We start from the raw sequence: 12,504 nt of genomic DNA, 5'->3' as shown, positions 1-12,504 counted from the left end.
GGAAAATTGTCTGAGCAATTTTTTGATAATTGACCACTGTTACATTTGGTAAATCGAGGAGTTGATCAAAATTTATCCACATAACCCACCTCCTGTTCTGTGTTACTATTATACCATGCTCACACAGAACCTAGAAGAGCCCAAATTGAGAGGGAGATTCAAACTTTGCGGAGTCTCCATCATCCAAAAATTCCTAGTTATTTAGATGACTTTAAGACTGAATCTGCTAGTTATTGTATCGTTCAAGAATTTATCGATGCACAAACTTTAGCAAAAAATAATAATTTTACACCAGAAGAGATTAAAAGTATTGCTATTCAGCTTTTAGAGATTCTTGTCTATCTTCAGAGTTTACTTCCTCCGATTATTCATCGAGATATTAAGCCCGAAAATATCGGCTCTTCTGGTTTCTGTGTGGAAACGAGGTCTATACTGATAGTTTCTTCGACAAAATAGTCCTAAAAGTGTTGCCCGATAAGCATTTCACGATTCCATAAGCAAAAATTATCACACAAAGTCGAGAAGAGCCAAATATCCTAGTTGACGATAACTTAAATGTCTATTTAATTGATTTTGGATTTGCCAAAATTGGAGAAGGAGAGGCAACGGCATTAAGCAGTATTGCTTTAGGAACTCCTGGTTTTATATCTCCTGAACAAGTAAATAATCTTCCTCTCACCGAAGCAACGGATTTATATGGATTAGGTGCTACCTTAATTGGTCTGTTGTGCAAGATTCAATCTAAAGATTTTGTGGATATAGTAGATTATAACTTTCAGATAGATTTTAAAACTCGTGTCTTTCATCTAGCTTTCTCTTTTATTGAGTGGCTAGATAAGCTTGTAAGACTTAACCCAGATCAAAGATTTTCTAGCGCACAAGAAGCTTTAAATGCGCTTCTTCCCTTGGAGTTAATTCGGATTCCTGAGCTTCATTTGAGTCAAAGTAGTTTTACCTGTGAAGCTAAGTGTTTAGGAGAAAAAATAATTCAAAGCATTGAATTTAATAATCCAATTCCTGAGACAGTTTTAGAAGGATCTATTTTATCTTATCAGCAAAAAGAATCTCGCCGTCATGATTGGTTAACTATTTTTTATCCTAAAAGTAAAAGATTTAAGGGGAATCAAATTTCATGTACTTTTGAGATAGATACCGGTAAGCTAACCGCTAATAAGGTTTATCAGCGTACAATTATTTTTGAAAGCAATGCTCGTCAGAATAACACACCATTTAATATTAGTATCAAAACTGCCCCGTTGCCCAAGCCTATATTACCTCCTTATTTACTCTTAGCTGGAATATATCTTATTTTTACAATTGGATCGGGATTTGTTTGGATACAGGACAATCTTATCCTTCAATTGAGCATTACAATTTTAGCAGCATTAGCCGTTCTTGGAATGGATTCTATTTTAATATTAATAGGTACAATGGCAATAATGTATTTAGGTGCGATAGTAGGAACTATGATGGCATTCTTGCCTGATTTTATTATAAGTTTAGCTACAAGTTTGGACATAATTAGAATAAATATTGCTATGCCTATGAATCGGCATGGGTATCTGTTTCCCACATCTGCATCTCTTGGTCTTCTCTTTGGCATCTGCCATGCATTCGTATTGGTGGGTAATACTAATAACCCAAACTCCAAAAACGAAAAAAAGATAATAGATGAAACTTCTTTTGTTTACATTGCTATTTGGCTTGTTTACTTAGCGGTTACATTCACTTTTATCTTACCCTATTTTATAGGGAATACATTTCTTCCAATGCCCGTCTTACACTGGGTTTCATTTGGGTTATTAGATCTTCTGTTCATTACAATATTTAAAATATTTTGGGGATATTTATTTGGGGCTTTTTTTTATTTACCTCTATCACTTAATCGACATATATTTTATATGTTTCTTTCAAAAAGATTGAGATTTTTCTTACTTCCAATGGTTAATCTCAGCTTTGCAAAAAAAGGTTACACCAACAAAATAGTAATTCTTCTATATTTATATCTAACAATTGGACTTGCTATTGCTTCAGGTATTGGCTCACAAGTTGGTTGGCATAATGTTTATATTCTAACAACTTTGCTAATTACTGGTATTCTTTTGTTAATACTATTGCTATTTCCGCCCATTTATTATGGTCGAATAATAACTAAATACAGCAAGAACATCTACTAAAGTTAAAACCAATAACCAAGAGGTCATCAAGCTATGGAAAACAGCTATTATCATACCAATTTACCAAACTTTGAAGACTATGGCTATCAAGTTGTCAGAGAGTTAGGAATAAATAGTTTAGGAGGAAGAATCACTTACCAAGCTATAATGACTAGAACTCAGACTCCCGTTGTTATCAAACAATTTAGATTTTGTAACTCCAACGCAAATTGGACAGAATATAAAGCAATTGAACGAGAGATTGATGTTTTAAAACAATTAAATCATCCACAAATTCCTCGTTATCTCGATCATTTTGACTCAGGCAATGGATTGTGTTTAGTCCAAGAGTTTAAAAATGCTCAACCTTTATCTAATCCTCGTAGTTATAATCCAGAACAAATCAAAAAAATAGCTATACAATTGTTAAATATATTAATTTATTTACAGGACAAAACAGGATACCCTGAACCAATTTATCATCGAGATATTAAACCAGATAATATTTTGCTAGATGATCAATTAAAAGTTTATTTGATTGATTTTGGCTTGGCAAAGATGGGCAGTAGAGAGGTAAATAATAGCAGTATTTTTGCTGGTACACCCATTTTTATAGCACCGGAGCAATTTTTAAGAAAAAGATTAACAAAAGCCTCTGATTTATATGGATTAGGCTTAACTTTAATTTGCCTAGTAACGGGCATAAATTCTGATAAAATTAGTGAATTACAAGATCAATATAATGATTGCAAAATTCGCTTTAAACATCTCGTTCCCAAATTGAGTTTACAGTTTATTGGCTGGCTAGAAAAAATGGTAGAGCGAGACGTGGAAAAACGCTTTCAAAATGCTCAAGAAGCATTAGAAGCATTGAAACCACTCTACTTAATTCGCTCTCCAATAGTCCAGCTTAGTGCATCAGAATTAGTGTTAACCGCCAACGAAATAAATGAGAATATTACGTCATCAATTACTGTAATTAATGATATTCCTAACACTATTTTACAAGGAGAGTGGTCAATTGTATCTCATGAAAATGACCTTTATTCAAGAAATAGTCATCCTTGGATTACAATTACACCTCATACGTTTGAAGGAAATCATCATGAATTTATTGTCACTGTTGATACTAGCCATTTGATGGCAGACAAAATATATGAGCGTGAGCTTATTTTAATCAGTAATACTGACCAAAAATCTAAGAAGTTAAAGCTTATTGTTAATACTGCTCCTCTACCTATTGAAAAAGTAAAACATCCTCCTTATTTACTTTTAGCTTCAGTGTTACTTTGGTTTGTATTTTGTGTAAAAATTTTCCTTTCAGATGACATTCTGAAAACCTTTACATTTGACAGGTTTTTGATTACATCCGAAAATGATTTTTATGTCTTGACTAACAATTATGCCATTGCTTTTACATCAGGTATTGTTGGTTCTCTATTGCCATTATTTAAAATCTGTAAATCACAATTATCAAAATTATTTTTCTTACCCTTTTCACCGTATTTTGTCTTAATTTTTATTGTTTCTCTAATTCAATCATTGATCGAACCGGATTACTACAAGACGAAAATTTTTCGGATTACAGGTTCAGAAAAATGGCTTTCATATTATCCTCTAACAATTCTTGTATTACTAACATTCGCTTGGATTTTTCTGGAGGTAGGTATATTTCCATTTATAGGAGGATTACTAGGGGAACTATATACTTTAGTTATGATTGTATCAGCGTCTAATTTTCAAGAAGGAGCTATAGGATTCGCCAAAGGTACTATGATCGCTTCAATTACAAGTATATTGCTTTATTCAACAGAATCAAAATTCAAGAATAAGCAAATTGACAAAGGCTACATCTTTATCCTGTTAACGATAGGATTAGGTATTGCTATTGGTGCTGGTTCAGTGGTTGGATGGTTTAATCCTTATGTCCTATTAGCATTAGCTTTGACAAGTTTTTTATTGATTTTTATGATACTATATCCACATATCAACAGGGCTAGATTAGTTAATCAATATCGTCACTGGGAAAAGCGAAATGCCAATAAAAAATGAAGTGCATCAACTGGAAAGCTTGACGAAGGAAAGCTGATCATTTAAAGTCCGAGGTTGAAGAACGAGGCAAATATATTAAAACCGATATTTGACGAAATTGGCCAAAAAATTTAGCTGACAACTAAAAGCCATTTTTAAGCTTGCACAGCCTTGCTTCGATGGGAACGACCGCGCCACCAAGCTAGTAGGGTACTAGCGATAAAAATACTCGAATAGGCCCCGGCTACGAAGCCAATAATTAAAGCTAGGGCAAAATATTTTAAGGTACTGCCACCAAAGAGAAAAATCGCCACCAGAGGCAATAAAGTGGTCAGGGTGGTATTAATCGAACGACTTAGGGTTTGACTCACCGCATTATCGACAATTTCATCCACGGATAATTCGGGGGTATTGACAAAATTTTCCCGGACGCGATCATAAATTACCACTGTGTCATTAACAGAAAAACCCACAATTGTCAAGAGGGAAACCAAAAATAAACTATCCACTTCTACCCCCGCAATTAAGCCTAAAACCGCAAAGACCCCTAAAGTGATCAAAACGTCGTGCAGCAGGGCGACAATGGCAAAAAAAGCGTAATCCCGTTGAAAACGGAAGCTGAGATAGACAGCAATGCCAAAAAATGACACTAATAAAGCTAAAAACCCCGACCTAAATAATTCTTGACCAATGGTCGGCCCGACGGTATCGATTTGACTGGTTTCGGGGTCAAAGGTGCCAATTTTCTGGTTTAAGGTGTCGAGTAATTTCGTTCTCTGTTCTTCTACGAGGGTTTTCGTCCGCACCGATAAAGTATATTTATCCAACACCTGCACACTACTGTTACCCAATCCCTCCTCGTCTAAAATTGCTTGCACTTCGGCAGTAGTTAAGGGTTTCTCACAGTTATTCTTTTTGGCACAGGCTAATTCTATCTGAATTCTCGTGCCACCAACAAAATCTAAACTCGGTCGCAAAGGCGCTTGAATAGTGAACCAAGAAATTACCATGGCCAAAATACTACCAATCGTCAGCAGGGCCGAGACTGTCCACCAAAAATTACGCTGTTTTGTAACGCTAAATGCCATATTGATTAAGTAAAAAGTAAAAAGGAAAAAGGAATTTGGGGAGTAGGGAGTGGCAATCGGTGGGTTACGGCGAATATGAAATTATTGGTTAACAGCATAACTTGTCGTCGCCTAACCCACCCTACTGATTTGCCGGTAAATTAGGGCAGAAAAGTTGGGGTTTTTGGCGAATGCTAGGGACGTTTAACACGGTGATTAACAGGAGAGTGCGACTACAGGTTAAAGCGGTAAACATACTCACAGCTACCCCAATGGCTAAAGTTAAAGCAAAACCTTTGACTAATCCTGAACCCAACCAAAATAAGGCAGCACAGGCGATTAAAGTAGTGACATTACTATCAAGAATACTGGAAAAAGCCCGATAAAATCCCGACTCTACTGCCCGAAATAGGGATTTTCCGGCCCTTAATTCCTCCCGGGTACGCTCAAAAATTAGTACATTTGCATCAACTGCCATGCCGATACTGAGGATAAATCCAGCAATACCGGGTAACGTCATGGTGACTCCCACTAAGGCAAAAGCCCCCAGAGAGAGAATAGTATAGATAATCAGGGAAATATCGGCAATAATACCGGGTAAACGGTAATAAACCGCCATGAAGATTAAAACTAACAGTAAACCCACTAAACCAGCGTAGATACTGCGACGGATACTATCCTGGCCTAAAGTTGCCCCGACGGTGCGAATTTCTTCCACTTTAACGGGGAAAGGTAGGGAACCACCGCGCAATTGAATCGCTAAATCGTTGGCAGTTTCGGCGGTAAAATTACCAGTAATCACGGCCCGGCCTCCCGTGATTCCCGTTTGGGCAAACTGCACATCAACCACAGGGGCGCTAATTAATTCATTATCGAGGAAAATCCCAATACTGCGACCCGTACCCGCGATCGCTTTAGTCAGTTCGGCAAATTTATTGCCCCCTTCCGAATCGAAAGTAATGGCCACTTCCCAGTTAGTGCCTTGGGTGGAACTAATAGTGGCATTTTGCAGATTTTTTCCGGTTAAGTCCACCGACTCAAATAAATTTAAAATTGCCTCTTTAGATTTTTGCAGAGATTGTTCTAGTTCGGCAATTTTAGCGGCATTTTCGGGTTTATTCTCGGCTTTAAGGGCGGCTAATTCCAGCTTTTTTTGTTGAAAAATTGAATATTCAGCCCGAAATTCTCCTTCTGTACCTTGTTTTTGCTGACGAAATTCTAATTGGGCCTGAACATTTAAGTTTCTCTCCGCTTCTTTGGGATTTGTGACCCCTGGTAGTTGCACGATTACCTGATTTTTACTGTCCACAGTCTGCACTAATGATTCAGAAACACCGAGGGCATTAACGCGATTTTCAATCACATTTTGTACGGCTTTTAAATCATTAGGTTGAATGGTTGTCACGGTTTCCGTGGGTTTAACCTGAATGGTTAATTGACTACCCCCGCGCAGGTCTAAACCTAATTGTAGGGGTAACTTAATCAGGATAAAGATCGAGGCAACAACCAGGCCGATGATCAGTAACAATAACCAATTTTGTCTCTGCATAACTTCAGTATCAAAAGGAGAATTTGTTAAATGCGATCGCCGACCATTTTTTGGACAGCTTCGACAATTTGATTAGGTTGAATAATCGTCAATCTTTCTAGATTACCGTTATAAGGTGTGGGGATATCTTGGGAAGATAATCTTAACACGGGGGCATCTAATTCATCGAATAACTGCTCGTTAATTAAAGCAATTAACTCGGAAGCAATTCCCGCCGTTTTCATACATTCTTCCACGATAATCACCCTGTGAGTCTTGCGAATCGAAGCGGCAATCGTCTCCATATCAAAGGGTTTCAGGGAAATTAAATCGATAATTTCTGGATCATAGCCATCTTTTTCTAACTGTTTTAATGCCTGTAAACAGTGATGACGCATCCGCGAATAGGTGAGAATGGTGATATCTTCTCCCTTGCGAACGATTTCCGCTTTATCGAGGGGTAAAAGATACTCGGTATCAGGTAAATTTTCCTTGAGATTATAGAGAAGAACGTGTTCAAAGAAAAGCACGGGGTTATTATCTCTAATCGCCGATTTTAATAAACCTTTGGCGTTGTAAGGAGTGGAACAAGCGACAATTTTTAGTCCGGGTACCGCGTGAAAATAGGCCTCTAAACGTTGGGAATGTTCCGCACCTAATTGTCTCCCCACACCCCCCGGACCGCGGATAACCATGGGGATTTTAAAATTACCGCCGGAAGTATAACGTAACATCCCAGCATTGTTGGCAATTTGGTTAAAGGCAAGCAGAAGAAAACCCATATTCATGCCTTCAATAATCGGACGCAATCCCGTCATGGCTGCCCCCACTGCCATGCCCGTAAAACTATTTTCAGCGATGGGAGTATCTAAAACCCTTAAATCGCCATATTTTTTGTAGAGATCTTTGGTAACTTTGTAGGAACCACCGTAATGACCCACATCTTCACCCAAAACAAATACTGTCTGGTCGCGGCCCATTTCCTCATCGATCGCCTGTCGCAAAGCATTAAATAATAGGGTTTCTGCCATATCAAGTCCCCGCTTACAATTCCGTCATCTTATCACTAAACTTATTATCTTACCCCTTTTCTGGCCCGAAGGGAGAGGGAATTATGAATTATGAATTATGAATTATGAAATGGGGAGATGGGAGAAGGAATGAGACAAGGGAAGGTCTCCCTCCGTTTCCTGATGGGTTATACAAGAGGTAGAACCTCTGGAAATGCGTTGCAAGGGAGATCCCTGCAACGAGGTAAATAAAAACAATTATGACTATAGATAATAGTCTATTCTAGTTCCCGACAATCGGCCGGCAAAGAACTAAGATCAAGATTAAGGAACCCCCTACCGTTAAAGCTGATGAAATTACCCCGTCTTGCCACTTTAATCATTGGTCTGAGCTTTATTTTCGGATTAATGTTGTGGTTAGTCAACTCTATCTATCGTCTTTACATCCAGATCGCCTTTACCGCTCCTATCTTAGCTAATATTCTGCTTTTGCTGATTATCGGACTGCTGGGCTTGCTGATCTACGTTCTTCTGTACTACTTTTATCTGCTGCCCCAGCAGCAAAAAAGTCGCCGCGGATTGCGTTCTTCCTCCCGTCCACCCCTAAAATTACCAGTAGAAAAAACCGAGGCCGCCGGGGAAACCTTAAAAGCTATCCGGCAACAAGTGGAGCAAATTCAAGATAAAGTAACTCAACAGGTTTTTATTAATCGTTCCCAAGAAATTGAGCGAAGTTTAGCCAGAAAAGAAGTTAAAATCATCGTTTTCGGCACAGGATCGGCGGGAAAAACCTCCCTAATTAACGCCCTCATCGGTCAAATGGTGGGCAATGTGGAGGCAACCATGGGAACCACGGAAAAAGGGGAAACCTATAGTTTAAAAATGAAAGGTGTGAATCGGGAAATTCAAATTACCGATACCCCCGGCATTCTCGAAATTGGCGCGGCCGGAGGTCAAAGGGAACAGTTAGCGCGACAATTAGCCACGGAAGCAGATTTACTTTTATTTGTCATCGATAACGATATTCGACAATCGGAATACGGCCCTTTATTGGGTTTAATTGATATTGGTAAACGTTCTCTCTTAGTCTTTAATAAAATCGATCTCTATAGCGATGAAGATCGAGACATTATTTTAAAACAATTACGAGAACGTCTTAAAGGAGTTGTCCTTTCAGCCGATATTATTGCCGTCGCCGCTAATCCCCAACCAGTACAGTTAACCGGTGGACAAATCATCACACCGGAACCAGATATTTTAGCTTTAATTAAACGTTTGGCTTCAGTTTTACGGGCCGAAGGGGAGGATTTAGTGGCAGATAATATCCTCTTACAATCCCAAAGATTAGGAGAAGAAGCTAGGAAAATTATTGATCGCCAACGTCGTCGCCAAGCTGATAAAATTATTGATCGCTATCAGTGGATCGGTGCGGGAGTGATTGCGGTGACTCCCTTACCAGTGTTCGATATGTTAGCAACGGCGGCGGTTAATGCTCAAATGGTCAGGGAAATTGGTCAAGTTTATGGCTGTGAAATTAACAGCGATCGAGGCAAGGAATTGGCTCTATCTTTGGGTAAAACTCTAGTTAGTTTGGGAGTAGTGAAAGGAGCAGTAGAATTATTAGCCAGAATCCTACAGTTAAATTTTACTACCTATATAGTCGGTAAGGCAATTCAAGGGGTCAGCGCCGCCTATTTAACCCGCATTGCTGGCAAAAGTTTTATTGAATATTTCCGTCAGGATCAAGACTGGGGTGATGGTGGTATGACGGAAGTGGTACAAAGACAATTTCAACTTAGTCGCAAGGAAGAATTTATTAAGTCTTTTGTGGCCGATGCGATCGGTAAAGTGGTACAACCTTTTCAGGATGATTGGCAGCAAGAAGAAGTTTTAGAAGCTAGTCGCGAGGATGATTGGTAAAGATCGAACCCGGGAGCGATAGGCAAAATTGTATAGTAATTGTTACAATCGTTTTGGGGTTCCGCAAGGGCAAAAAAAAGATGCGACAGCAAGTTATCGACTGGTTAAAAGAAAACGTCAACGAACACCGTCTGCGCCATATTCTTGGTGTGGAGACCATGTGTATTGATTTAGCTCGTCATCACGATCTCGATTCCGTCCAAGCAGGGCAAGCTGGATTATTACACGATCTGGCTAAATTTTTCAAGCCCAAAAAACTGCTAAAAATGGCGGAATCGGCGGGAATAGACGTGGATAATATCTGTGCATCCCATCCCCACTTACTCCACGCTGATGTGAGTGCAATTGTCGCCCAAAAAGAATTTAACGTTATCGATGAGGAAATTCTCGAAGCGATTCGCAATCATACCCTCGGTAAACCCAATATGAGCGATCTTAGCTGTATAGTCTTTATTGCCGATGCCTTGGAACCCAATCGCGGCGATACACCCGAATTAAACGCCCTACGACAACTCAGCTATCAAAATCTCCATAAAAGCCTTCAACAAACCTGTGATTATTCCCTAAAATATCTTTTAAGTAGCCATTGTCCCATTCATCCCCGCACCGTGCTAACGCGCAACTGGGCGTTACAAATTGTTAAAGAACAACCAACAGAAACTAAAACCATTGATTAACATAATCTCAAGACTCGCTTACAACCACCTCAGCCAAAGGATAACCACAACCTGAATGACCAATCCCACTGGAATTATTACCCCCGTCGCCGAAAATCTCAAGACCGAAAATTTTCTAGAGACAATTGTTACCGCTGCCGAGGACAAGAAAGCAGGGGACATCGCCATCCTGAAAGTCGCCGATATCTGTTATTTAACCGATTATTTTCTGATTATTACCGGCTATTCTACCACCCAAGTGCGAGCGATCGAGGATGCGATCGAAGCCGCTATGGAACTAGAATGGCAACAATCCCCCCGACAAGTGGAAGGAAAAAGCGAAGGTAGCTGGATCCTGATGGATTATGGCGCTATCATTGTCCATATCTTTTTACCAAAAGAGCGAGAATTTTATAATTTAGAAGCATTTTGGGGTCATGCTCAACGGATTCCTCTACCTAGCGACCATTTGGAGGAGTAGAATCCATGAAATCCTCCCTTGATTTCTGTCCCGTCCCGGAAGAACAGCAACCGGTGAACGAGTACGAACAATTAAAAGAATCTTGGTTTTTCCGTTGGGCGACGCTAGATGTAGCCTCTTATACAAAAAAAATTGTCTGGTTATGGTTGTGGACATGGTTAATTGTCGGACCGATTGCCGCCGCTAGTTTTCCCCTTAAAAAAGCCCCTTTTCTCTTCTTCTGCGCGGGGATTTTTGGCTCGACAATTTTGGTAGGATTGGTGTTATTGCGCTTGTATCTGGGCTGGATCTACGTCTATGACCGCTTGCAATCGGAGAAAGTATTTTATGAAGAGTCGGGCTGGTATGATGGCCAAATTTGGACAAAAACCGCCGCCATTTTAACCCGCGATCGTTTAATCGTCTCCTATCAAATCCAGCCCATTCTCCAGCGTTTACAAAAAACCGCCCTGATTTTAGGGGCAATTGTCGCTATCAGTGGTCTTTTTTGGCTATTTTTCACTCACTAACCGCAACCAATCACCAATCTGAATGAATAGGGTAAAACGTTCACCAACCCACCGCTTAGAAATTCATCTCCTCCGGGAAGGTATTATTGAATCGGTTCATAATGTCGAGGCCGCTATTTGCGATGACCGCGGCCGGGTATTATCCACCGCCGGCAGCGCCGAAACTAGCGCCTTTATTCGTTCCGCCCTAAAACCTTTTCAAGCACTGGCTGTCATCAGTACCGGCACCCTCGAACGCTACGATCTCAACGATAAGGATCTAGCCATTATCTGTAGTTCTCATCAAGGCACGGTGGAACACGCCCGTCAAGTCTTTAATATTCTCTGGCGCGCCGATATCGATCCTAATGCCCTGCAATGTCCTCTCCCGGAAGGTAAACCCAGTCGCCTTCAGTACAATTGTTCTGGTAAACACGCCGGGATGTTAGCGGTGTGTCAACAGCGTGGCTGGCCGTTAAATAGCTATCTGCGGCGTTCTAGTCAAATACAGAAGCTAATTTTAAGCAAAATTGCCGAATTATTGGGGATGCCGGGAGATGAATTAATCAGCGCCCACGATGACTGCGGTGCGCCCACTTATTCAATGCAGTTGGGGCAAATGGCCCATCTCTACGCCCAGTTAGCCTCTGGCAACCGTTTAGACTTAGAAAGAATCGTCCGGGCGATGACCTATCATCCCCGCATGGTAGCAGGAGAAGGGGCTTTTGATACGGAATTAATGCAGGTTAGCCAAGGGGAAATCGTCAGTAAAGCTGGGGCCGAAGGGATTCAATGTATTGGGCGCGTCGGTGAGGGTTTAGGATTAGCAATTAAAGCTTTAGATGGTTCCAAACGGGCTAAATATGCCGCCGCTTTGCAAATTCTTAAACAGTTAGGCTGGATTACTCCCAATGTGGCCGAATCTCTCTCGGAAAAATTCCTTAAAATCGGCAGTTATACCCGCTTGGAAGTGGTGGGAGAAATGGCTTTGTTATAAATATGGGTAGCTGTTAAAAATTGTCAGATACCCCCCTTAATAAGCTATCCCTTATAGGGATCTTTCTTAACAATTTTTGCAGTAAGCACTCCAACCCTTATCCTGACTTGATTTCAGTTTTTTCTTTGTCAGTAAGGGTGTCAACAAGGAATATTACAAATTGTTAACCG

The 12,504-nt window shown here is 40.1% G+C and carries 11 protein-coding genes; 8 read left to right on the top strand and 3 right to left on the bottom strand.

All coding sequences use genetic code 11. From position 1 onward, the window contains the following. Window positions 1-99 precede the first annotated feature (99 nt). Genes IM496_RS04120 through IM496_RS04110 form a run of 3 tightly spaced genes read left to right on the top strand, consistent with a single transcriptional unit; the run spans window position 100 to window position 4,208 of the window. A complete protein-coding gene (locus IM496_RS04120) occupies window positions 100-456 on the top strand; it encodes a protein kinase domain-containing protein (RefSeq protein ID WP_194016297.1) in 357 nt (118 codons plus the stop codon). Between the two features lie 47 nt (window positions 457-503). Beyond that, the gene (locus IM496_RS04115; RefSeq protein ID WP_194016311.1) at window positions 504-2,177 is read left to right on the top strand and encodes a protein kinase domain-containing protein; all 1,674 of its coding nucleotides are present in this window, start codon (window positions 504-506) and stop codon (window positions 2,175-2,177) included. Between the two features lie 33 nt (window positions 2,178-2,210). Continuing rightward, window positions 2,211-4,208, top strand: coding sequence for a serine/threonine protein kinase (locus IM496_RS04110; protein WP_194016299.1), 1,998 nt, complete (start codon window positions 2,211-2,213; stop codon window positions 4,206-4,208). A gap of 134 nt (window positions 4,209-4,342) precedes the next feature. On the opposite strand, the gene secF is transcribed toward IM496_RS04110, so the two are convergent. The 3 genes from secF to IM496_RS04095 all read right to left on the bottom strand — a co-directional run bounded on the left by secF (window position 4,343) and on the right by IM496_RS04095 (window position 7,813). Continuing rightward, window positions 4,343-5,275 carry a protein translocase subunit SecF gene (gene secF, locus IM496_RS04105; RefSeq protein ID WP_194016301.1) on the bottom strand — a complete coding sequence of 311 codons (933 nt, stop codon included), beginning with the start codon at window positions 5,273-5,275 and terminating at the stop codon, window positions 4,343-4,345. A 121-nt stretch (window positions 5,276-5,396) separates the two neighbouring features. Next, window positions 5,397-6,803 (bottom strand): protein translocase subunit SecD, encoded by a 1,407-nt coding sequence (gene secD, locus IM496_RS04100; RefSeq protein WP_194016303.1) that lies wholly within the window; start codon window positions 6,801-6,803, stop codon window positions 5,397-5,399. A 26-nt stretch (window positions 6,804-6,829) separates the two neighbouring features. After that, window positions 6,830-7,813, bottom strand: a complete 984-nt coding sequence (locus IM496_RS04095; protein WP_002752113.1) for an alpha-ketoacid dehydrogenase subunit beta — start codon at window positions 7,811-7,813, stop codon at window positions 6,830-6,832. A gap of 330 nt (window positions 7,814-8,143) precedes the next feature. Here IM496_RS04095 and IM496_RS04090 point away from each other — a divergent pair, with 330 nt between their 5' ends. The 5 genes from IM496_RS04090 (at window position 8,144) to IM496_RS04070 (ending at window position 12,334) form a co-directional block, all read left to right on the top strand. Continuing rightward, window positions 8,144-9,712: a YcjF family protein gene (locus tag IM496_RS04090; RefSeq protein WP_287661300.1), complete on the top strand. Its 1,569-nt coding sequence runs from the start codon at window positions 8,144-8,146 to the stop codon at window positions 9,710-9,712. 80 nt (window positions 9,713-9,792) lie between these two features. Next, window positions 9,793-10,389, top strand: a complete 597-nt coding sequence (yqeK, locus tag IM496_RS04085) for a bis(5'-nucleosyl)-tetraphosphatase (symmetrical) YqeK (protein ID WP_287661299.1) — start codon at window positions 9,793-9,795, stop codon at window positions 10,387-10,389. Window positions 10,390-10,444: 55 nt separating this feature from the next. Then, complete coding sequence (rsfS, locus tag IM496_RS04080; protein ID WP_046661427.1) at window positions 10,445-10,849, top strand: ribosome silencing factor; 405 nt, start codon at window positions 10,445-10,447, stop codon at window positions 10,847-10,849. A 5-nt stretch (window positions 10,850-10,854) separates the two neighbouring features. Further along, window positions 10,855-11,358 carry a CGLD27 family protein gene (locus IM496_RS04075; protein ID WP_002763155.1) on the top strand — a complete coding sequence of 168 codons (504 nt, stop codon included), beginning with the start codon at window positions 10,855-10,857 and terminating at the stop codon, window positions 11,356-11,358. A gap of 22 nt (window positions 11,359-11,380) precedes the next feature. Then, entirely contained in the window at window positions 11,381-12,334 is a 954-nt protein-coding gene (locus IM496_RS04070) for an asparaginase (protein WP_194016309.1), read from the top strand. Window positions 12,335-12,504: the final 170 nt, after the last annotated feature.

The sequence above is a fragment of the Microcystis sp. M049S2 genome (assembly GCF_020245625.1).
Taxonomy (GTDB): domain Bacteria; phylum Cyanobacteriota; class Cyanobacteriia; order Cyanobacteriales; family Microcystaceae; genus Microcystis; species Microcystis ichthyoblabe_A.
This window is presented reverse-complemented; position numbering and strand designations above follow the sequence as displayed.

What these genes read in the sequence shown, in the direction of transcription:
- IM496_RS04110 (WP_194016299.1), top strand. Translation starts at nt 2,211, where the DNA reads ATGGAAAACAGCTATTATCATACCAATTTACCAAACTTTGAAGACTAT.
- secF (WP_194016301.1), bottom strand. Translation starts at nt 5,275, where the DNA reads ATGGCATTTAGCGTTACAAAACAGCGTAATTTTTGGTGGACAGTCTCG.
- secD (WP_194016303.1), bottom strand. Translation starts at nt 6,803, where the DNA reads ATGCAGAGACAAAATTGGTTATTGTTACTGATCATCGGCCTGGTTGTT.
- IM496_RS04095 (WP_002752113.1), bottom strand. Translation starts at nt 7,813, where the DNA reads ATGGCAGAAACCCTATTATTTAATGCTTTGCGACAGGCGATCGATGAG.
- IM496_RS04090 (WP_287661300.1), top strand. Translation starts at nt 8,144, where the DNA reads ATGAAATTACCCCGTCTTGCCACTTTAATCATTGGTCTGAGCTTTATT.
- yqeK (WP_287661299.1), top strand. Translation starts at nt 9,793, where the DNA reads ATGCGACAGCAAGTTATCGACTGGTTAAAAGAAAACGTCAACGAACAC.
- rsfS (WP_046661427.1), top strand. Translation starts at nt 10,445, where the DNA reads ATGACCAATCCCACTGGAATTATTACCCCCGTCGCCGAAAATCTCAAG.
- IM496_RS04075 (WP_002763155.1), top strand. Translation starts at nt 10,855, where the DNA reads ATGAAATCCTCCCTTGATTTCTGTCCCGTCCCGGAAGAACAGCAACCG.
- IM496_RS04070 (WP_194016309.1), top strand. Translation starts at nt 11,381, where the DNA reads ATGAATAGGGTAAAACGTTCACCAACCCACCGCTTAGAAATTCATCTC.